Source organism: Proteiniborus sp. DW1 (assembly GCF_900095305.1).
Classification (GTDB): Bacteria; Bacillota; Clostridia; order Tissierellales; family Proteiniboraceae; genus Proteiniborus.
The window spans coordinates 74,199-96,908 of sequence record NZ_FMDO01000014.1 but is presented as its reverse complement, the minus strand read 5'-3'; the positions used below and the strand labels follow the sequence as shown (position 1 = coordinate 96,908).

The 22,710-nt window shown below is 32.1% G+C and carries 20 protein-coding genes; 3 read left to right on the top strand and 17 right to left on the bottom strand.

The features are described from left to right. Positions 1 to 247: 247 nt before the first annotated feature. Together DW1_RS04270 and DW1_RS04265 are read left to right on the top strand one after the other, a co-directional pair. Positions 248 to 730 (top strand): hypothetical protein, encoded by a 483-nt coding sequence (locus DW1_RS04270; protein WP_074349401.1) that lies wholly within the window; start codon positions 248 to 250, stop codon positions 728 to 730. Between the two features lie 301 nt (positions 731 to 1,031). Continuing rightward, positions 1,032 to 1,511 (top strand): hypothetical protein, encoded by a 480-nt coding sequence (locus tag DW1_RS04265; protein WP_074349400.1) that lies wholly within the window; start codon positions 1,032 to 1,034, stop codon positions 1,509 to 1,511. A 34-nt stretch (positions 1,512 to 1,545) separates the two neighbouring features. Here the strand turns inward: DW1_RS04265 and DW1_RS04260 are convergent, their stop codons facing one another. Further along, the gene (locus DW1_RS04260) at positions 1,546 to 2,013 is read right to left on the bottom strand and encodes a GNAT family N-acetyltransferase (RefSeq protein WP_074349399.1); all 468 of its coding nucleotides are present in this window, start codon (positions 2,011 to 2,013) and stop codon (positions 1,546 to 1,548) included. Between the two features lie 189 nt (positions 2,014 to 2,202). On the opposite strand from DW1_RS04260, the gene DW1_RS04255 reads away from it, so the two are divergent. Next, positions 2,203 to 2,943, top strand: coding sequence for an NADPH-dependent oxidoreductase (locus DW1_RS04255; protein WP_074349398.1), 741 nt, complete (start codon positions 2,203 to 2,205; stop codon positions 2,941 to 2,943). Positions 2,944 to 3,053: 110 nt separating this feature from the next. On the opposite strand, the gene DW1_RS04250 is transcribed toward DW1_RS04255, so the two are convergent. From DW1_RS04250 to DW1_RS04175, 16 genes are all read right to left on the bottom strand, one after another. Then, the gene (locus DW1_RS04250; protein ID WP_074349397.1) at positions 3,054 to 3,284 is read right to left on the bottom strand and encodes a DUF2164 domain-containing protein; all 231 of its coding nucleotides are present in this window, start codon (positions 3,282 to 3,284) and stop codon (positions 3,054 to 3,056) included. 139 nt (positions 3,285 to 3,423) lie between these two features. Further along, on the bottom strand, positions 3,424 to 4,593 hold the full coding sequence (locus tag DW1_RS04245) for an iron-containing alcohol dehydrogenase (protein WP_074349396.1): 1,170 nt from the start codon (positions 4,591 to 4,593) through the stop codon (positions 3,424 to 3,426). Between the two features lie 151 nt (positions 4,594 to 4,744). Then, positions 4,745 to 6,655 (bottom strand): glutamine synthetase, encoded by a 1,911-nt coding sequence (locus DW1_RS04240; protein ID WP_074349395.1) that lies wholly within the window; start codon positions 6,653 to 6,655, stop codon positions 4,745 to 4,747. Between the two features lie 301 nt (positions 6,656 to 6,956). Then, positions 6,957 to 7,883: a DUF2935 domain-containing protein gene (locus DW1_RS04235; RefSeq protein WP_074349394.1), complete on the bottom strand. Its 927-nt coding sequence runs from the start codon at positions 7,881 to 7,883 to the stop codon at positions 6,957 to 6,959. A 190-nt stretch (positions 7,884 to 8,073) separates the two neighbouring features. Continuing rightward, positions 8,074 to 10,890, bottom strand: coding sequence for a VWA domain-containing protein (locus DW1_RS04230; RefSeq protein ID WP_074349393.1), 2,817 nt, complete (start codon positions 10,888 to 10,890; stop codon positions 8,074 to 8,076). Next, a complete protein-coding gene (locus tag DW1_RS04225; protein WP_074349392.1) occupies positions 10,880 to 12,673 on the bottom strand; it encodes a vWA domain-containing protein in 1,794 nt (597 codons plus the stop codon). Before DW1_RS04225 ends, DW1_RS04230 begins: the two co-directional genes overlap by 11 nt. Before the next feature lie 4 nt (positions 12,674 to 12,677). Continuing rightward, on the bottom strand, positions 12,678 to 13,547 hold the full coding sequence (locus DW1_RS04220; RefSeq protein ID WP_074349391.1) for a DUF58 domain-containing protein: 870 nt from the start codon (positions 13,545 to 13,547) through the stop codon (positions 12,678 to 12,680). A gap of 12 nt (positions 13,548 to 13,559) precedes the next feature. Then, the gene (locus DW1_RS04215; RefSeq protein WP_074349390.1) at positions 13,560 to 14,543 is read right to left on the bottom strand and encodes an AAA family ATPase; all 984 of its coding nucleotides are present in this window, start codon (positions 14,541 to 14,543) and stop codon (positions 13,560 to 13,562) included. An 11-nt stretch (positions 14,544 to 14,554) separates the two neighbouring features. Further along, on the bottom strand, positions 14,555 to 16,183 hold the full coding sequence (locus DW1_RS04210; protein ID WP_074349389.1) for a hypothetical protein: 1,629 nt from the start codon (positions 16,181 to 16,183) through the stop codon (positions 14,555 to 14,557). Between the two features lie 12 nt (positions 16,184 to 16,195). Beyond that, on the bottom strand, positions 16,196 to 17,077 hold the full coding sequence (locus DW1_RS04205; protein ID WP_074349388.1) for an ABC transporter permease: 882 nt from the start codon (positions 17,075 to 17,077) through the stop codon (positions 16,196 to 16,198). Beyond that, positions 17,077 to 18,003, bottom strand: coding sequence for an ABC transporter ATP-binding protein (locus DW1_RS04200; RefSeq protein ID WP_074349387.1), 927 nt, complete (start codon positions 18,001 to 18,003; stop codon positions 17,077 to 17,079). The genes DW1_RS04205 and DW1_RS04200 overlap by 1 nt, the downstream gene beginning before the upstream one ends. Continuing rightward, positions 18,003 to 20,414, bottom strand: a complete 2,412-nt coding sequence (locus DW1_RS04195) for a hypothetical protein (protein WP_074349386.1) — start codon at positions 20,412 to 20,414, stop codon at positions 18,003 to 18,005. Before DW1_RS04195 ends, DW1_RS04200 begins: the two co-directional genes overlap by 1 nt. Positions 20,415 to 20,669: 255 nt before the next feature. After that, a complete protein-coding gene (locus tag DW1_RS04190) occupies positions 20,670 to 20,894 on the bottom strand; it encodes a glutaredoxin family protein (protein ID WP_074349385.1) in 225 nt (74 codons plus the stop codon). A gap of 75 nt (positions 20,895 to 20,969) precedes the next feature. Next, a complete protein-coding gene (locus tag DW1_RS04185) occupies positions 20,970 to 21,233 on the bottom strand; it encodes a YciI family protein (protein WP_074349384.1) in 264 nt (87 codons plus the stop codon). A gap of 76 nt (positions 21,234 to 21,309) precedes the next feature. After that, positions 21,310 to 22,335, bottom strand: a complete 1,026-nt coding sequence (locus DW1_RS04180) for a hypothetical protein (protein WP_074349383.1) — start codon at positions 22,333 to 22,335, stop codon at positions 21,310 to 21,312. A 9-nt stretch (positions 22,336 to 22,344) separates the two neighbouring features. Beyond that, positions 22,345 to 22,707 (bottom strand): DUF6483 family protein, encoded by a 363-nt coding sequence (locus DW1_RS04175; protein ID WP_074349382.1) that lies wholly within the window; start codon positions 22,705 to 22,707, stop codon positions 22,345 to 22,347. Between the last annotated feature and the right edge of the window lie 3 nt (positions 22,708 to 22,710).

The window sequence follows — 22,710 nt, the reverse complement described above, 5'->3', positions numbered from 1 at the left end:
AATCAAGGTACTTGTCCTTTTATTTGGCCCTAATATAAATTAATTTTGTGTTTTAGTGAAAAATTTTCTAGCAAAAATCTAAATGATATTTAAGCCAAAAAGACCAGAGGTGTAATACATTATCAAAAGAAGTATTAAGAGAAAATAATTGTTAATATTTTGTAATATTATTTACAGTTTAATGGTTTAATGTTAATATTTAGTCAACAAATTGTGGTAAATCTAATATAAGGAGGTGTAATCTGTTATGAAAAAAAGACTATTAGCTAAACTAATACTTATGCTTGTATTAATAAGCTATATAAGTACTTTTGCATCAGCAGACCAAAGAATGGATACCTCTACATATGTTCCCTCTAATCATACATCTATAGACACAGAATCTTCTGCCACTACAGAGCAAGTATCTAAACAAGAGCCTTATGTTGAGAATGGAGTTTTGATGTGTAGCTGTGGTATTCCCTATAGTAAGCATCTTGAGCGTTCACACACTGACGACATTGGCATCAATGCTTATAAATGTGACTGCGGAGGTAATATAAGAGAATCAAGAATTCCAGGACCATGGAAATACACACATGAATCAAAAGAATGTCAACATAAAAAATATGGTCATGATTATAAAATGGTAAGGGATGTAATAGTAGTGTATGAATGTATTCAATGTGCTTATGTAGATTCTATAACAACACAAGATTCCAAATGGGAATGTAGAGGATGGGATTATTAAGAGAATAGGTACCTTGAACTATATCAAGGTACCTGTCCTTTTATTCGGCTGATTTGTATAGCATTTCAACATTAGGTAAATCGTCTTCTAAACATGTATCTGATACCTCTATGTCCATATTTTTAAAACAATTAACAAAAAATTAAAAAAAGCTTTTAGCTATTAAAAACTACAAGCTTCCATTTAATTTTTAAAGAGCTATTTGTTACGAATTTGTAACAAGCTTTGCAATTTAATGTTTAATTGTTAATATATGGTCAAAAGCTTTGATAAATCTATATGAAAGGAGGTGCAGTCTGTTATGAAAAAGGGACTATTAGCTAAACTAATACTTATGTTTGCATTAATAAGCTATATAAGTACTTTTGCATCAGCAGACCAAAGAATGGATACTTCTACATATGTTCCCTCCAATCATACATCTATAGACACAGAATCTTCTGCCACTACAGAGCAAGTATCTAAACAAGAGCCTTATGTTGAGAATGGAGTTTTGATATGTAGCTGTGGTATTCCCTATAGTAAGCATCTTGAGCGTTCACGCACTAATGACATTGGCATCAATGCTCCTGCATGTGAATGTGGAGGTGTGATAATAATAACTGAAACTCCAGGTAAAACATGGTTTTACACAGATAGAATTAGAAAATGTCAACACAAAGCAAATGGTCATGATTATGAAATGGCAAGACATGTAATAGTGGACTACAAATGTACTAGATGTACTTATGTAGAATCTGTAGTAAGGCAGGAATATAAGTGGGAATGTAGAGGGTGGTAAGTATAATTAAGGATACAGTTACCTTTACCTATAATCAAGGTAACTGTTTCTTATTTTTATCTAATTTGTATAGCATTTCAACATGAGGTATATTATCTTCTAGATATATATCTGAAACCTCTTCAAATCCAAAACTTTTATATAAACCCTTTATATATACTTGTCCAGAAAGCCTAATGGATTTTTCATTTAAGGTTTCTTCAATAAAGTTAATTGCTCTTTTTAACATTTCCTTTGCTAAGCCTTTACGACGATACTTATCCTTAACTAAAAATCTACCAATAGAAACTTCATCATAAGATATGCCTTTTTCTAAAATTCTTGTATATGCAATAACATCTCCATTATCCTCTAAGAATAAATGATATGCTTTTTTGTCCTTTCCATCACAGTCTTGGTAAAAGCAATTCTGCTCTACTACAAATACTTCTATTCTTGCTTTTAAAATACTGTACAATTCTTCAATGGTTAACTCATTATATTTTTTTATTTTCCATTCCATGTCTATTTCTCCTTTCCAGTTTCCCATAGGGGAAAATTTTCTTACATAAGCCTGTTAACTATTTCATGTATAATTTATTATACATTTATCATGCAAATTCCTGCTTATGTGAGTAATGAATAGTTACATGGGTATAATATTTTATGATTTTAATTAAAGCTTTAGAAAATATTTTAGGAGGTACCTAGTATGAATGAAGTAATTAGAACTTTCATGGATCATAGATCAATAAGAAGCTATAAAGAAGAAATGATAAGAGATGAGGAGCTAGATGCAATTATTAGGGCTGCTCAAGCTGCTCCCTCTTCAATTAATGGACAACAGGTAAGTATAATTGCAGTAAAAGATAAAGAAAGAAAAGCAAAAATTGCAGAGTTTGCTGGTGGGCAAAAGTGGATTGATGAAGCTCCTGTTATTCTAATATTTGCTTCAGATTTTTATAGAGCAAAACTGGCAGCAGAGAAAAATGGGGTTGAGCTAGTAATTACTGAGGATCTTGAATCTATCATGGTTGGCTGTGTTGATGTTGGTCTAGCTATGGGAAATGCCATAGGTGCAGCAGAATCCTTAGGCCTAGGTATCGTTCCAATTGGAGGAGTCCGAAATAACCCTAAGAAGATAATTGAGCTTCTTGAGTTGCCAAAATACGTATATCCTATATGCGGGCTATGTGTAGGATATCCTAATGATAAATCAGAGCTAAAGCCAAGATTACCAAAGGAAGCAGTATATCATGAGGAAAAATATAATAGTGATTTAAGGGAAATTATTGATAGCTATGATGAGGAAATGTCTCAGTATATGAGAAAAAGAACTAATGATAAAAGCGACAGAAATTGGTCCCAAGGCATAGCTCAAACATATAGTACAATATATTTTCCTAATGTTAGTCCTACTATTAAAGAACAGGGGTATGAGAATAAATATTAATTTAATTGAAAAACACGGGTCAGGTTTTATAGATTAAAAAAACCTGACCCATGTTTTCAGATGTTGTATAGGTAACTAACATAAAATCAAAGATTCTAGCTATCTGCTCATTAATATTTCTGAATCTCTAGCAAATCCTCTACCATTTGATTCATTCTTTTATATGAATCATAAACACCTTGATTGTAATACTCCGGTCCCAACTTTTCTGTAATAAAATCTAATATTAGTGTAGCTGCTAAATATCCTAATTCTTCATCTCTTTCTTTTACAAAGTAATCCATGATTGCTAAGATCATCTTTTCTTTTATTTCTTTGCTCAGTATTATCTTATTATTCAAGCTTTTAATCTCCTTTCAATAGAATTTTTACAGCTTCAAATAAAAAAAGTCCAATACTATTTTTTATTATTCAACATACATGTTTATTTCCCTTCAAAAAATATAGGAGGAACATATGTTAATATGCTCCCCTATTATTCTACAGTGCTTTTTTATAAATCTCTAATACATCTTCATAGCTAAGAGGCTTATATGAGCCTACTGTACCACCATTATAATTTGTCACTGCTCTTGCCATTTTTTCAAGGTTTTCTTCTCCTATCCCCAGTTCTCTTAGGGTTGTCGGTATTCCTAAGGATTTGAAGAACTCCTGAGTCTTATCTATAGCTTCATTGGCTATATCATAATCGTACTTGTCATCCTTAATATCCCATACATTTTTACCATATTCGACAAACTTTTCTACAGTTGAATCACTTAAAACATGTCTCATCCAATGGGGTGTCAATATTGCTAAGCCTACTCCATGTGTTATATCATAATAAGCTCCCAATTCATGCTGTAATGGGTGGACACTCCAAATTGCTTCTTTTCCATATCGTATAAGTCCATTTATTGCAAGGCTTGAAGCCCACATTAAATTTGCTCTAGCTTCGTAATTATCAGGTTCTTTTATGGCTATTGGTCCATATTTAATACAAGTTTTAAGCAAGCCTTCTGCTATTTTATCTTGAACAAAAGCATCCTTGTTGTTACTAAAATAGGATTCAAGAATATGGCTCATTATGTCTGCTGTTCCTGCTGCTGTCTGGCTTGCAGGTACTGAGAAGGTATATGTTGGATCTAATATGGAGAACTTAGGCGCCATATCTGGATGACCTACACCTAGCTTTTGCTTAGTCTCAGGATTAGTGATAACTGCTCCTGCATCCATTTCTGAACCTGTGGCTGCTAGTGTAAGTACTGAAGCAATTGGAAGCACTTTTTCAATTTTAGCTTTTCTAATAACTAAGTCCCATGGATCACCTTCATAGAAAAATCCTGCAGCTATTACCTTTGCACAGTCTATAGTACTTCCTCCACCTACTGGAAGTATAAAGTCGATATCATTTTCTCTGCAAATTCTAATGCCCTCTCTTACACTTTCTATCCTTGGGTTTGGCTCTATCCCGCTTAACTCCCAAAATGGAATGTTTTCTTCATTTAGTATTTTTATAACCTCACCATATAAACCGATTTTCTTGATACTTCCTCCACCATAAGCAAGTAAAACCTTTGATCCATATTTTTTAATTTCTTTTCCTAGTACTTTGATTTGATCTTTTCCAAAGAAAATCTTAGTAGGTATAGAATAATTAAAGTTTAGCATAATTCTCTCTCCTTTAACATTTATCAATTTTCCTTACATGCCTAATATACCCAAAAGAAATTTATACTAATCTACTAAAGTCCTAATGTATAAGTCTTCAACATCTAATAACCTCAAAGAATATTCTTGTAGTAAATAAATTTTCACTTTACTATAGCTCTAACAGATTCTTCTTATATCTATTATAAATCTTTTTTAGTTTATTCATGTTTTTTTCAATTTCTAATTGAAGCTTAGAAACACTATCATAGTCCTCAAGCTCTATTGCATCATGTAATTTGCTAAATAAACATTTTTTATCTAGTGTGTTCTTAGATAAGGAATTTTTAATATCCTCTATCTCCTTCCATGTAATTTTGTCTAAATCTGTAGCGGTATCATCCTGATGTATCTTGGTTATGTTTCTCATTATTTTAATATCATGTCTAATAATCCTATCTGTCAATTCAGTTAACCATCTTCTTAAAATACTATCTTTATAAGATTCTATAATCTCATCTGAAAATACTTCACCTCTTAATAGAATTTGTTTCTTATCCTTGTATATATCTAAGTTTTTAATATTCTCCCATACAGTTCTAGGAGGATTACCAAATATTCTATTTCTCTCTTCTTCAGAATAATATTCAAATACATCTTCTTCGCTTCTATAAGCTCTTCCCTTTTCTAAGTAAAAGCCTTGGACCTCAGGTTCTTTCGAAATCTCAAATTCTAATTCCTTTGAGCTTTTCCCACTTTCTGCTACAGCTATTATTCCATCTAGCATCCCTTGATATATACTAGATATAACTAAATAAGTATTAGAAAGTGGATTCGGAGACCTTACTTCAAATCTTGTAGTTAAAGGATTTTGCTGATCACCAACTACACCAACTAAAACAGTCCTATTTCTAGAAGGCTTATCAATACTGCGACCTAATGAACTAACTATACATACAGGAGCTTCAAAACCTGGTTTTAATCTATTAAATCCATCTGTTGACGAAGTTATAAATGGATTTATAACTTCATAGTTCTTCAATATACCCATTAAAGCACCATACCCTATTTCACTTAGGTAGTCCTTAGTTCTGTCTACAGGAGTAAATAGATTTTTTATACTACCATCTTTAAGTCTTACTGAAACACCTACATGAGTATGTTCTCCGTTACCTGCCACTTCTTCAATTGGTTTTGCTACAAAGCTTACTTTTAATCCATGCTCTGTAAATATTTCTTCCACTAAATCTCTAATAAATATTTCGTTATCTGCAGTTTGAACTCCGGTACTATACTTCCAGTCTATTTCTAGCTGTTCCATTACATAATGTAGGTGTCCATCAGTTCCAACTTTGCTTGATATTCCCCCAACTTCTTTGTGGCCCATTTCAGGCTCAAAACCATACTTCTCAAGAGCCATCAAACTTTTCTCTAATGCAGTTCTTACAGTTCCCCTAGTCCTTTTCCAATACTGCTCTTTCAAAGATTGAGAAGTAGTAAGCTTTTGAATATTAGGTCTAAATTCAGGGGTTTGCACCCACATTTCTAATTCTGTTGCAGATGTCAGTATCACTTCATCAATATAGTCCACACTATCTATTCCTATATTTTTAATCAAATGTGGATATTGTTCAAATATTTCAATTAGGCTCTTTTTAAAATTCTCTACAGCCTTGTGCAAAATGGATCTTGAATCTACCTTTTTTCCATTGTGGATTAAAAAAGAAGGTATTTTTAAAGTTCCTACTGGTAAATTGCTTTCTTCATAAATGTGCTCATAGTTATAGTCTACAAACCAATTAACATCTAAATCGGGGACTATGTCTACTCTTGCATTATTTAAAGTTGCTATTTTGTTTAAAGCAACACTAGACCCATCAGTTTGTATTCCACTATTAAGAAAATTATCTATGTCATTAATAAATAATTTTATTGGTATCTTTTCATCAGTAGCATTTCCACCAAGATCAACACCCATAAATGAAACAAATTGTATTTCCGGGTGTTCTTTTAATAATCCTTTGAGATTATGAATTCTATCCTTTTCTTTATAGATTGTATACACTAATTCAGCTTTTTTCATCAATTAACACAACCTTTCAGTGTTTAATATTTATCTTCTCGCCTAGTATTTCAAATACTCTTCTACTACTGAATATCTTTTACTTGCATAATTAAACTATCCATATTTATAATTTTACATTTTATTTTATTTAAATTAAAATATCAAGAAAAAATTTGCCCCAGTTACCTCATATGAACTATTAGTTGTGAGATAACTGGGGCTTTACTTATCTATTATTCTTTTTCTTGTCTTTTAATGATCTTAACTTATCTAATTCTTGGTTCCTTTTATGTATTCTAATCTTTCCACTTAAGTTTAGTTAAACTGCTTTCTGGAATTTTTTAAGTAAATGTATAAAATGGTTAGATTCACGAAGAACATGATCGCCCAACAAAGGTATTATTATAGACTTTATCTTACATTCAATTAGTCCGCGAGTACCTTGAGCATTAAAATCACTAATCCTTTTTGTAGCTTCAAGGCTTTCATCTGTCACTTTTGAAATTGGTAAAGTTTTACCCATAGTCTTCTTCACATCTTCTGTCAACTTATCAAATTCCTTACCAAAATTATTAGCCATATTAAATAAATCTTCTTCTGTTGGATCAAGAAGTCCTCTAATGAATTTTGAATGCTCAGCCATAATCTTATTCCAGAATAGCTCTTGCTCATAAATCTCTTGTGCTATATTAATTTGCTCTCTTCTCTGAAGTCTATCAATCATTCGAAAATACAGTTTTGCTTCTCTCATGATATGGTCGATTAAAAGCGGATAATTGACCGTGAACATATTACAAGACAAAACATTTCTAAGTACAGTATCTTTAAAGTTTATTAAACCTGCTGTTAAAGCTAAAGCGTTTTGGTTAACCATATATACTCTTTGCTCTAGCACTGGATTGTACACAATATTTTCTCCGCCTACTAATCCAAGTTCAGCCTGAGTGAGACCCGTTTGTATCTGTACACCAGTTAGATATGATGATGCCATTTCAGCATTAAGTGTATATGAAGTTACTATCTGACCTGATTCAATTACACTATGACTAACAACTCCGTTTGAAAGCAAAATGACATCTTTTAAAAGTCTGTCAAACTCTACTCTAAATAAATCTGCCTGTTGAGAAAAGCTCACATCTCTTGGAGTAAAGCCTACTTGTAGGAAAAATGAATGTTCTTTCATAATTCTAGCAAAGAAAAGGTGTATTTCTAGAGATTGTCTGATAAATTCAATATTTGACAGCATAATGCCCCTCCATTTATTTTAATGAAATCCATTATGCTATCATAATATTAATATTCATATAATTTGTTACATTATTTTATTGTTTCTTCAACTTAAATCGAATTTTCTAATAGCAATTATCTGATTTGAAGTACTAAAGTCAAAATAAACAGGTAATTAATTTCATAAGAATTAATTACCTGTCATATTTTTATCTCCTTTTCTTATCCTTAGCTTTAAGTAATCTTGACATATCAAGACCTTGATTTGTTGAATTATCAGTTGGCTTTTCCTTAGTTTCTCCTGTTTCTTTGCCTGCAATAGGGTTTTGCTTCTCTTCATTAACTTCTTCATTAATATTACCTAAGTGGGATTCTGTAGATGACCTATTCATTTGGCCTCTATTCTTTTCTTTTATTTGATTAACTTTATCGCCACTAGGCTTTTTATTAGTAGTATCTAGGACACTAATCTTTTTATGTCTAAAAGCAAAACTTACTAGACTCAATCTTCTTATAGCAATATCAAAAATAAATAGTAGTAATGCTATTGAAAGAAGTATAGGGTACAACTCCCTAATACCGAATACTCGATTTAAATCATCTGTAAATACTTCATCTGGTTTTGTAATGAATTTACCAGCTGATTTATTTTTTACTAACTCTAACCTATTATTGGTAGCAGTTATGTCATACTCCTTTGAATAGTTTGAGGTAACCGCATAATTAGATGTATTGACTACTTCTCCATCCTTATATTGATTAATCTTAACTATATACACTCCCTTGTCAGTCACTGGAAAAACTCCTCTAAACTCTCCTGGTCTAGAAGGAGACAATTCTATATCATAGCTTTCTAGATTTGGTTTTATTATTGTTGCCTTTGTCGATAATCCTTCTTCAAAGCCATCAATATTAGTTACTATAATCTCTTCTTCGTCACCATTGTTAATAGACTCAAAGGCAATGTTCTTACTAGATGCCCTAGGAAAAGTCCATTCTATCATGTTCTTTATAAAATCGACTCCTACCTCAGTATTTAGATACTTTGAGCTCCAACCTCCATTTAAATCTGAAGTCCAAGCCACACTTCTTCCTAGACCATATTGCCATTCTACAAGTATAGGATCTCCTTTGTCACTGGTAAGAATTGTAGTAGCTCTGTCTTTGCTAGATGCTCCAATATATCCATCAAGACTTGGTATTCCTTCAGCAAAAGGACTAATAATATCATGTAAGTAAGTAATAGTCGGAGTAAATGTTTCATTATTAATATAGGACTTTGAAGCTAGGAACGTCTCTTTAGTAAATATCTGAGGTATTGATGAAAACTCATCTGCAAAATAATACCTACCCTTACCACTGTTAGCAATCCACTCAAGTAGACTAGTATCTGAATCTGCTCCAACTGCAACTGTTGATACTGTAATTCCTGCTTCTTTAATACCTTCCATGACGCTTTCGTATCCTGTTGCCTCCGCCTGACCATCAGTAAGTAGGATGATATGCTTTAGTTTAGTGTCTGCATCCTTTAATGCCTTATATGCTTCATCTAGTGCAGGAAGTATACTAGTTCCTCCCCCTGCCCTAATAGTTCCTATGGCTGATTTTATCTTTTCTTCGTCATCAGTTGGCGATAATTTAACTACCCATTGAACAGCTCCATCAAAAGCAATAACCCCAATCTTATCCTTTGGTTTAAGTGAATTTACTGCCTTTATAGCTGCTTCCTTTGCTATTTCCATTTTGTTTATGCCATATTGTCCACTATCCATACTTCCAGACTTATCTATTACTAGCATAAGACCCAAACTAGGTACTTCCCCTTTTACCTTCATTTCCATATCTACAGGAAGTATTTCTTCTAAGGGGGTCTTGTAGTATCCTCCTAAAGCAAAGCTATTTTCTCCTCCTGCTACTACTAACCCTCCACCAAAATCTCTTACATAGCTTTTTAGTGAGTTTAAAAATTCTATTTCTACATTTTCAAGAGACACATCACTCATGATTATAGAGCTATGTGAAGCAAGTTCAGACAAGGTTCTAGGGGCTTCTCTATCTTTTATATATCTTACATCTATGCCTGAAGCAGTAAGAATTTTGTTAAGCTCTCTTCCTTGCTGACTTTCTCCATCAATTAATAATACTCTTGGTATCCCCTTTATATCAGTATAGGTAGAGTACTCATTGTTATGAATGACAGTATCATCTTTAGATGATATGACAGCCTTATATGTCTTGAATCCAGAGCCTTGTGCTACATCTGAAAATACAAACTTATTGTTTCCTTTTTCAATGTTTATTTCTTTTTCACCTGATAATACATCATCTGAATAAAGTGTAAGCTTTCCTTTAGTCTTTACATTACTATAAATGTCTATGACTATGTCAAACTCTTGATTTTCATATAGTCTGCTAGGGATATCTATTCCATTTAGCTGAACATCTTCACCTACATTTTTCTCAATACTATATATTTTTAAATCAATATCCTTCTGATTAATCAAAGACGCTTCTTTTGAGCTGTCTCCTATATTCTCCTCTCCATCAGTAAGCAAGACTATTCTCTTCATACTATCTGATGGTAAGAGTGTCTGGGCTATCTTTAGCCCCTTTTCTATATTAGAAAGCCCTGCTCCTGGTCTAGTCTGAAACTCTATAGTTTTAATATCATCTCTAAGAGGCAGTTCTACCTCCCCATTTTGTCCAAAGGTAATAATTCCTACTTTGTCTTTTTTTGTTGTATTCTTCAAGGCTTCTTCAATGAATTCTTTAAAATGTCCTTGTGAATTTCTAGTGCTATCAGATAAGTCTACTGCAAATATAGTGGCAGTAGTATCCACAAAAGTCCTAATATTCATACCAGCTAAAGCTAAAATAAGCAAAATCGCTATAATGCTTCGCACTATCAATATTGTCCTAGCTCTTTCTCGATTCATTGATTTTAATGCATTTCTAAAATAGAAAAATAAAACCAGCATTAGTGGTAGCAATAATAAAGCTAATGGAGTGCTGAAATTAATTGCCACGATTATACACCACCCATTCAACTGCAAATAGTAAAATAGCTATTAAGAGCAAGATATTCCCTATGTTTTTCTCGCCTTTTACTTTGCTTTGTCTTTCAATAATCTGTTCTCGTAGATCATTAGATACTACTTCATATTTTGATTCATTGTGTGTATCCACATTAGACACGAAATAGCTGTTAACTGTGCTATTGTCTAATTTTTGCTCAATTGTATATACTCCTATTTCTTTTGTGTCAGTAAATGGTGCTAGCGGAAATGGTGGACCAAGCTTTTCTTTTTGACCATCTGGTTTGATGACGCTTATTTCCTTACTATTAGGTAAAGTATCTAGGTTTAGGCTTTCTCCTGATAAAACAGCTATCTGTTCCTGATTACTCATATTTAAGGAATGTTCAAGCATGTTTTGTATAAAAATAGGAAAATCTACTTGTAGAGGAAAATCACTATCATGAAAGTCAAAACCTATTAGAATAAACTTCTGATTATCTCTTTTGCCCTTTGCAATTACAGGATTATCATTTATAAGTAGCACTGGTTCTATCCATCCAGAATCCGCAATAAATTTTGTTTTACCTATTGAAAAGTCTAGGCTTACGTATCTAAAAAGCTCATCATTTAAGGCCTTCATCTCTCCTGAATCTACACTTGCATCCTTAAAAAATTCACTATTAGTTTGAGCTATCATTATAACACTTCCATCCTTAGGAAGTTTATCTGGTACTATTCCATCAAATACATATAGTTCATAACCACTGATACTCTCACTGATTTCATTTGTCTTATACAGTTCAATATTGTTATTTAGACTAATTGCCTTCTCCAAGAATACATTTCCCTTTGTAGCCAAAAGAATCTTTTTTACAGAGTCTGTATTTATGATATGGTGCCTTACATTGTCAACCATCAAACTATCTTCTATATCTATTTCTGCTCTCAGTATTCTTGCACTTGGATTGATATTCTGCCAATAAATACTTGAGCTTTCCCCAGGCAAAAGGCTAGTTTCTTTTACATCATATAAGCTATCATCCACATATAAGGATACATCAAAGCTCATATCCTCATTAGAATAATTAGTAACTGTTGTAAGAGCAGTTATTCCACTAGAATCTAATGAATGGGAAATGTTCTCTATGGCTACATTTCTATGCTCTCCATCAATATAGTTTATAATTAGTTTGTCTATATCTGTTTCAATCCACTTATCTGTGTAAAAAAGAATTGAATAGTTATCCATATCTTTTGTCATTGCATTTAACAATGATAGGGTTTCCTGTATATTGTCTTTTGAGTTAGTTGGCTTAATAGAAGCTAGTTGACTTTTAGCAAGTTCTTTGTTGTCCGTATTATTTATTAGTATATTTGGCGACATATCCATAGCAATAATAGTAATGGATGTATCTGGCTTGAGATTATCTACTATCTTTTCTATTTCTTTTTTTGCAATATCAAATCTAGTGGTTTCACCTGAGCTTCCTTGCATACTCATGGATGTATCAAGAACTATAATAGTATTTCCACTGCTTGTGTTTGATGAAAAAATATATGGCTTTGCCAATGATAATACTATTAGAGAAAATATGAGTAACTGTAAAATAAGCAGAAGGTTTTTTCTTAACCTCTGCCATGGTCTATTGGCTTCCACATCCTTTAGAGCCTTCTCCCATAGATAATTGCTAGAAATAATTATATCTGTATGTTGTTTTTTCAGTAAATACATTATTATAATTGGAATAAGTCCAATAAAAAATAAAAAGAAAAGTGGAGAGTAAAAGCTCATTTTATCACCTCAAAATCCCTACATTAGTTAGGTTATCAAAAACTATAGATTCTATTGGAAGCTCGTTGGAAACAAGGGTATATTGGCAGCTAAACTTTCTGCATATTTCTTTATTTCTATTTATAAAATTCTTGAATGTTTTCTTATATGATTTTAGAACAGATTGGGTCATAGATATATCCTTTCCTTCCTCTGTTTCACTATCTATTAGTCTAATATCTCCTGAGTAGACAGGATTGATTTCTTCCATAGATAATAGGTTCAGCACTACTATACTCTGATTCATAAATGCAAGGTATTTAACTGCGTCTTGAAAGTTGTCAGAAAATATATCCGATATTATTATTGAAATACCTCTCTTATATGTTCTTGTTTTTATATATTGAAAAAAGTCCTCTGATTTATCAAAGACTATATTGTCTAAGTAAGAAGCTAGTCTATGGATATTGTTTTTTCCATTTAATTGCTCCAAGGCTTCTAGCTTTTTATTTCCATAAGTATAGATATTAACTCTGTCCATATTTGCTAAGCTTAGGTACCCAAAAACTAAGGCTAATTGCTTTGCCAATGTAGCCTTTTTAGGATTTCCAAAGTCCATAGACTTAGATGTATCTATGAAAATATTTATATTTGCCTCTCTTTCCTCCATAAACAGCTTGATAAAAAGCTTTTTGAATCTGCCATATGCATTCCAGTCGATTTTTCTAAAATCATCACCTGAAACATATTCTCTAAAATCAGAAAACTCCACTGATGAGCCTTTGCTTTTAGATTTTCTCCCTCCACCATAACCTTGGTTTAGTGTAATCGTAGTATTTAATTTTAAAGATTCTAGCTTCTTCAACAAGTTGCTATCTATCAGTTTTTGCTCCATAATATCAATCCTTTATTTTCTCAGTCCTTCGATTATTTGTTTTATAATATCTTCACTACTTATATTATCTGATACTGCTTCAAAGTTAAGTAATACTCTGTGTCTTAATACTGGATAAGCAGCATAGTTAATGTCATCAAAGGATACATTATATCTGCCTTCCATCAGAGCCTTTACTCTTGCAGCTTTAATAATAGCCTGAGCTCCTCTTGGACTTGATCCATATCTGACATATTTCCTTGTTATGTCTGGGCTTGATACATCCTCTGGATGTGTAGCAAGTATCAGCTTCATGGCGTATTCCATAACTGGCTTAGCTATAGGTACTTCTTTGGCTATGTTTGTCATTTTTATTAGTTCTTCGCCACTACTTACTTTATTAAGCTCACCTTCACCTACAGATGTAGTGATACTTACTATTTGGCTAAGCTCCTCTAGTTTTGGAAATTCTACATATAGCTTGAATATAAATCTATCCATTTGTGCCTCTGGTAATGGATATGTTCCTTCCATTTCAATAGGATTTTGTGTAGCTAATACGAAAAAAGGCTTGCTCATTGTATAAGTGGTGTTACCTACTGTAACTGTCTTTTCCTGCATTGCCTCTAACATGGCACTTTGAGTTTTTGGTGTTGCCCTATTTATTTCGTCTGCAAGGACTATATTACTAAAAATAGGTCCTTTTTGAAATATAAATTTGCTTGCACCTTTTTCGTCTTGTGTAATTATGTTTGTACCTACTACATCTGCTGGCATCAAATCTGGTGTAAATTGAATTCTAGAAAATTCTAAGTCTAAAACTTTACCTATGGTTTTTACTAGCTGAGTTTTACCTAGTCCTGGTACTCCTTCTAGGAGTACATTTCCTTCGCATAGAATTGCAATTAAAACTTGTTCTATAATATCTTTTTGACCTATTATGGCTTTTCCTATTTCGTTTTTGATTTTATCTGTTTGTTCTCTAAAGCTTAATAAATCTTTTTCTGTTATTTCCATATATTACACCTCTATTCTAAATCACTGAAATATTTACGTATTATCTCCTTCATATTAGGAGGGATTTCTTCATTGTCTAGTCTTTTGTATGCATTTTGCTTATAAGCGTTTAATACTTCATTATAAGGCATAGACTGGCCTTTCATGTCTCCAAATTTCTTTACTTGGATGACATCTTTATCTCCTGAATCGTTTATACTACTATGAACTTGGGTTTGTTCACCTTCTCCTCCTAGGTTTTTAGGAGTGAATATGCTCTCATATTCTTTGACTTCTTTTTCAGAGCCTTCTTTTTTACCGCCTTGCCCTGAACTGCTACTACCAGATGAATTTTCATTTCCTTGTGATGAGCCTTCTCCTGCTCCTCCACCTGTCCCTTGTCCTTGACCCTGACCACTTCCAGAGCCTTGACCATTTCCTGAACCCTGACCATTGCCTTGACCTTGCCCGCCATTTCCCTGGTTGGCACCTTGATTGCCAGGAGAGTTTGACTGCCCATTTGAACCATTATTTCCTTGGAAATTTTGAACAGTGGAACTTAATTTGTCTAGGGATTCATTTAGCTGTGATATGGCTCCTGAAACTCGAGAATCACTCATTAGTCTAGATAGAGTCTCTGACAAATTATTTAGGCTATTTGCTAGATTAGCATTCTCTAAATTGCCCTCTATATTTTGAGATAAAGCTTCTGCTATTTGATTAAATGCATCACTAAGCTCAGGATTATTCTTTAGCTGTTCAGCTAAATCTTCCATGTCCTTTGCTAGATTTTCTAGTTCTTCTTTATTCATGTTTTTTAGCTGATCTGCCATTTTATTAATACTATCTGCTATTTTCTCTGCATCTTTGTTCTTTAAATTCTCTGCAAGTTCCTTAGTAAGTTCCTTATTAGAAAGCTTTTTCGCTATTTCCTCTAATTTTTCTTGGCGTATTTTTTCTTCTATTTCCTTAAGCTCTTTTTTTGCCTTTAATGCTTCCTTTTGAATATCTTTCATATTATCAGAGCTATCCAATTTCTTCTTTAATTCCTTTAGTACATTTTCTATCTGTTTTTTCTCTTCTGCTGTAAGATGCTTTTCCTCTTTCAGATCTTTTTCTACCTTTTTAATCTTGTCTATTTCGCTCTTTATAATCTGCTTGTTTTTTTCTTTAATAAGTGCCTTTTCATTGGAAGGGGTATTTATAAATCCAACAATAATTGAGGAAAAAACCAAAACCATTGTCAATATGGCTATTTTCATTGAAGGTTTAATAAGAATCTTTTTCTTTATTTCCTCACTAGCTAGATTATCAACAGCATCTTTTTTTTGTAATTCTGCTAACTTTGAATCATTGCCCCTAAGCTCTAATGCTGTGATAATCCTCTCTTTCAATCCAAATTCATCTACTAGCCTTGCAGTATCATAGTAAGAAGGAAACTTATATATTGACCAGATAAGCCCTAGGAATAAGGATACAACTAAAGCAATGATTATCTTTATCCATATAAATGTAACTGGAATTATTTTAGATAATATCATTAATATTAATAAGGCTGTAGAAAATCCCAACAGTGAGTATAGTAAATATATTATTAGTTTGCTAAAGTAAAATCTAATCCTTAAAGGCCTTAAAAGCTCTATTAACCTCTTATCAAGCATAGTAATCAATCCTTATTTAGATTTTTTAGTAGTTCTCTTTCTTTTTATTTTTCCTCCAAGCTTTGTCATAGGATTTATCTTTAATGCTGATAAATACAATAGTATAGCTGATAAAACCAAATCAAAACCTAGATTAATATAAAGTGGCAACAAAGGGCTATTGCTAGAGCCTCTTCCTATAAACCCACTTAATATATCTTCCCCCATCATCTTAAATAGTATAGAACCAAGACCACTAAGCGGATTGGCATATAAAATTATAGGAAAAGTCTGTGTAATAGATAGTCCTCGTGGTAAATAAAACAATGCTCTAGTCAGTAAAACTATAAAGAAAGTTCCTCCTAGCAAAAATAAAGCCACTACATAGCTTGCTACTGTTGAAGAAGAAGTCTTCTTAAAAAATGCGGACATAAATATACCTATACTTCCAAAGAGTATTGCTGTTACAAAATAAAACCCAAATATAAGAATTATATTTCCTGGGGAAACACCTCCAAATATGAAGAATGTGCTCATTACAGGTATAGAAGCAACCAGTAGCACAATTACTTCAGCAAGGGAAGAAAATAATTTACCTAATATTATTGAAAAACTTGACATTTTAGTACAGATTAATAACTCAAGAGTACTACGCTCCCTTTCTCCAGAAATACTTCCTGCCGTAGTTGCAGGTACTATAAATATAAGGAGTAGTAGCTGAAATATTGTAAATACAAAGAACATATCTCTAACATTATCTAATCTCATACCTCTAGAGCTATTGTATGAAAAAATCACGTCTACAAACACAAGCAATACAAGTAGTGATAGCACAAGTACATAGAGAGAAATCATTAGTGGTGTTCTCCAGGTCCTCATTCTTGTCTTTAATTCCTTCTTTAAAACTGGATTCATTATTCCACATCTCCTTTCGTAACCTGCATAAATATTTCTTCAAGGTTGCTTTGAAGTGGATTGAATGATGCTAAGGGTATTTCCTCTAATACAAACTTCTTGATGATACTAGACATATCTTCTTCATTACCGCTAAATCCAAACTCGATAATGTTATCATTATCGTAAATATCTGAAACTAAAGGATCTTCCATTAAAAGATTAATAGCCTTTTCAACATTACCTAATACTTTTATACGCACCCCATTTGTGCCGCTAACTTTTTTCATTATTTCATCAACAGTACCGCTTATAACCACTTTTCCTCTTTCGATTATACCAATGCTAGTACACAGCTCTGCCAACTCTGGCAAAATATGGGAGCTTATTAAGATTGTTTTACCCATTCTCTTAAGCTCTCTCAGTATATCCTTCATTTGAACTCTAGCCCTAGGGTCCATACCTGATGCTGGCTCATCTAGTATTAGAAATCTAGGATTGTGTATAAGGCTTCTTGCAAGACAGAGTCTTTGCTTCATACCTCTAGATAATGAGTCTACATATGCATCTACCTTATGAGATAAATCTACTAGTTCTAGTAACTCTCCTAGGATTTTTTTTCTCTCTATTTTATTTAAGTCTGCTATATCAGCATAAAACTCCAAATATTCATCTACCTTTAGATTATCATAGACTCCAAAGAAATCAGGCATATAGCCTATACTGTTTCTAGCTTCTTTAATGTTCTTAGATACATCTAAATCATCAATAAAGATATTGCCAGAAGTAGGTTTTAACAGAGTAGATATCATCTTAAGTGTTGTAGTTTTACCTGCTCCATTAGGTCCTACAAATCCAAATATTTCACCTTCTTTAATTTCAAGGGAAAGATTGTCTACTGCTGTGAATTTTCCATATTGTTTAGTTAAATTCTCTATTCTGATCATTATTTAGCTACCCCCTTTACAGAAAATTTAGGCATCCACATATGGTCATTTCCATCTAAACTAATCTTTAGTTTAGCACCCTGAACCTCATCATAATAGTTATCTTTGTTGTTACGGTCTATTACTATGTTGAAGCCTGTTACTTCATCCCATTGATTATTATCGTAATTATATAACCAAACTTTATTTCCCGAGGATAGTCTAGCATATGTTAGATTAATATTTATCTCTTTAAAATCTATTTTTTCGTCTGATTTTACAGACATCACTACATCACCTTGTCCAAAGAAGCTTCTTTCATAAGGCTGATAATCTAAACCTGTCATTTCTAATACTAGTGGTGATAAGATACCATATGGTATTTCTACTAAATCACCTTTTTCATATTTCAAATCAATCTTCATAGTAATAATATTTCTATCAATTCTCTCCACTACTTTTCCATTTACAGTTATATCACTAGATAGATTGTCTGTATTCCAAGCTATTAAATATAATCCATTATTAATAAAATCATCATTATATACCAAATAATCCTCCAGTATCCTCCTTTTTATATCTTCTGTAAGTGTGGTTTTCTGATTATTTACTACTGTTGGATTACTATTCCAAGGATATATGGAATCTAACAAAGGATACAAATCTTTTTGCATGGCTCCGGATTTGTTAGAAGAATTTAAAGTATTAAAACTAAAACTTATAGATTTTGATTCTCCACTTTTAATATCTCCAAGCTTATGAAAACCATAGCTATAGAATAAGAAAGCATCTTCTAAATCCATATTTGTGTTATTTTTTATTTCCCCTGATATGATATCCTCCTTTAGCTTTAAGTCTTGAATTATGTTTTGCTCTAGTTTCTTGGTTTCTTTTAATGTAATTTGCTGTATATCCCAAACCCCTCTATCTTTAAAGGAAATAGTATTATTCTTTTGCAAAATATATTCTAAGACAATATCTTCATTATTGAAATTCATATAATCATTGTAACCATAGCTGATATTTGGAAATATGGCTGTGTTTTCACTTGAACTAATATTTACATCACCATTTTTAAAGCTTATGACTCCTGAATGAGTGCTTATATCATAGCTATTTAACTCATTGTTTATGCTAATAACAGAAACATTATTCATTAGAGGATTCTTAAAGCTAGTCCCAGAACCCCAGATAAGCATTACTAAGGAGAATATAATTGATAAGGCAGGTATAGTAATCCACGCCATTTCTCTTTTATCTAATATTCTTAAAACTAAATAATTAATTGGTCCTGCTATTATAGTAAATATCATAAGTATAGTAATGATTACTTTTACAGAAGGCGCTTTGTCTGTTGGAATATATTGGTTTATAGAGTGAAATTTATAAGGATAATTGTGGCTTCTTATATTATTTCCTGTATATACTCCTGAAATATCTCCTGCTAATATACTTTGTATGAACTTGTCTTTTCCACTCCAATCTAGAAAAGGACTTAGCCCTAAGTCAAAAACAGATATTATAATCTTTCCTTTTCCACTACTCTTAGCAAATATAATGGGACGTTTTTCCTCCTCAAGGATAACATTACCTGTATCTGAGGTTGCATTTATTATTTGAAGTGGAGAGTTCGGAGTAAAAGGATCTCCACTAGAATCCTTCATGTTCTTAAATTCAGTAATTGTTGAGGTTCCAGTTACATTTATATAATTAAAATCTTCTAGGCCCTTTAATGTCTTATTATAGCTTGGACCTGTGCCTATTAACAGTACCCCTCCATTATTTATCCATTGGTTTAAGGCATTTTTCTCTTCTGTAGTTAGCTTTTCAGTGTTATAATTATTGATTATAATTACATTTAGCATTTCTAAGAATCTTGTATCAGTAGGTAACTGTTCGCTTAAATCGCACATAACTGTGGCTCTTTTTCCACTACTATCTTCTGGGTTTGAAAATACCATAAGTGGTAAGTACCCTAAAGATTCATATTCATCACTTAGTATCCCAACTCCTACTGTATTAGAAGCTTTAGCAGAAGGAAATGCTATAGGTTTATTTTCCCATATTACTTTATCATTTTCATCTAAAATTCTTACTTTATATTCTCCTATATGCCTATCTAGTTTAAACTCCATGTTTATAGTCTTTGTAGTCCCTTCAGCTATATCAATATCCTTTGTATAAGCAGTATATAGTTTTTTATCTGAACTGGCTGTATTCTCAAAAAGAACCTGAATTTTTCCATTTAAATCTTTTACATTGTTTTTTACCTCGATATTTATTGGTGTGACATATTCATATTTATAAAATCCGTTAAAACCTATACTAGTCTTGACTTCAAAAGGTACTTCTGCGAAGACTACCCCTGAAAGCCCTAATGAAAAGGCTAATATAATGGCTAATAATAATGTTACCTTAAATTTTTTGTCCATTCTAATTCACTCCTTATGACGATGATTATAGTTGTTTAACGAAAATACTGGCCATTTGTTCCCTGTGTAGTTCTTATATATTTCCTCTAAATGAGACTGAATTTATTATACTACATTTCATGTTGTAAGTATTAAAAGTAGGAAATTTGTAAGAAAAATGTAATAAATAACAAAAAGCCCTATAGTGAATTATTCACATATAGGACTAAAAAATTGATTTTAAGTATTCTAACTATATTAAGCTATTTTATTAGATTATAAAAGTTCTTCTAATCTTGCTTTATCAAAGCCTACTATTTCTTCTCCATTAACAATGATTACTGGTACTCCCATATATCCTTTTTGCATCAATTCTTTCCTAGCTGATGGGTCAGTACTGATATTTTTTTCTTCGTAGTTCACACCTTTTTCTTGTAGATATTCCTTTGCTAATACACAGTATCCACATGAATTACTTGAATAAATAATTACATTTGACATAAAAAACTCCTCCTTGATTTCATTGTATTATTATTATACCCCATAGGGGTATATTTAATCAAGAAGGAAAAAAATTTATTCTATATTACTTCTCCACTCTTTCAATGTAAGAGTTCTAGACTTCTCTAGTACTGCTGGGTCATTTTCTGCTAGTTTTTTAGCTTCTTCGTAGCTGTCAACCTTGTAGATCACTAATCCACCACTGTGGTCTGTAAATGGCCCCTTCGCAAATATTTTACCTTCATCTATGTATTTTTGTAGATAAGCCTTATGTACATCTAGTATTTCAGCATCCTTTTTAGGATCTATGGTTTTTAATATGGCAGCATATAAAATCATTTTGTTCATCTCCTTATGTTTTTTGTCTATTTTAATACATATTTCTATTTTAGGCAATGGTTAAGTTTTACGAAAATCATTGTATAGTTTCCTCTGGTATTTCAACATATCGTGAAAACAGCTCGATTTCTAGTTCTCCGTTAAAGTCTTTGTCTACAGGCTGGAGTACACATTCTCTCACTTTATTTCCATTGATACCAATTTCTTTGGATGTACTAATAAATCCCATTGAAGTAGCTGAATTGCGACGTATTGGCTCTGAATCTAGATAGTCTTTCATCATAAAATTAAGTTGTACATTGTCTGTAGATTCATATTTAATAACGGCTAGATTCTTATTTCTTGGACACATATCTTCCAATGCTTCTATATGGCGCTCAAGTACTTCTTCTCGCATATGTGAATCTTCTATTCTCTCAGTTTTTTGAATTATATCTTCATATGGATCAAAGGAATATATTTCATCTATATAAAAGTATAGATCTTGTTCAAGTATTGGATCATAGTATTTAACTTTAGTTCCTTTTTCTTGTTTGCCAAACTTTACTTTAAAAGGACATTGAATAAGTACTTCTTTAAAACTCCTATCTATATGTAGCTTTATTGATAGTTCCTTAGTATCATCAATAATAGGAGCAATCTCATCTTTAACTTGCTCGTATGACCCAATAACTATAGTTCTCAAGGGTACTTCATTCCACTCAGTAGGAATTAAAGCTTTTTCTGCAAAGTGCTGAAGCTGCATAGCCTCCTTATTGCTCATATCATAAAGGTAGCTATAGCTTGCTGAGTCGAAACTAACAATTTGTCCTTGTATTTCCATTTGTCTTATGTGAAAATACTTATTTATTTTATCTGCTTCAATCCCACGCAGTAACTCTTTTCGATTTGTCTTAAGCTCTGTCACAGCTTCACAATGTGGCTCTTCTAAATCTATATCAAATAAGTCTTTATCTTGATACATAAACCAAAGATGATTTTTATCTTCTTCTATTGTAAAACTCAACAAATGAATATCTAAGCCTTTTATATTTACACGTTTGTTTATTATGTATTCTTCTTTTGGAAGTAACATCAACTGTTTTAGAAATTTTATTGTCATTTTTTCCTCCTATAATTTTAACCCGTACATTCTTGAAATCTCCTCGAGTCCATTCTTTATTTCATCTCTGGAAAAGTCGGCTTCTTCTAGCTGTTCATCACTTAACTCATTTAACCTTCTATAAAAATCAAGTGCTACTGCAAGGTAGTTTAAATCGTTTGTTCTGATACGTTCAAATAATAAGTTTTCTGCTTCGTTTATTCTTAGTGAATTTATAAGTCCTACAAGTTCTTTATGTAATAAGTCAGTTTGAGTAATGTTTGTTTCATCAACTATTTTATACTTAATAATATCTTTCTTAAAGAAAAATCTAGCAATCAATTGAATCATACTTTGTATCTGTTTCATGATCCAGTCTTTTTGATAGAACATATA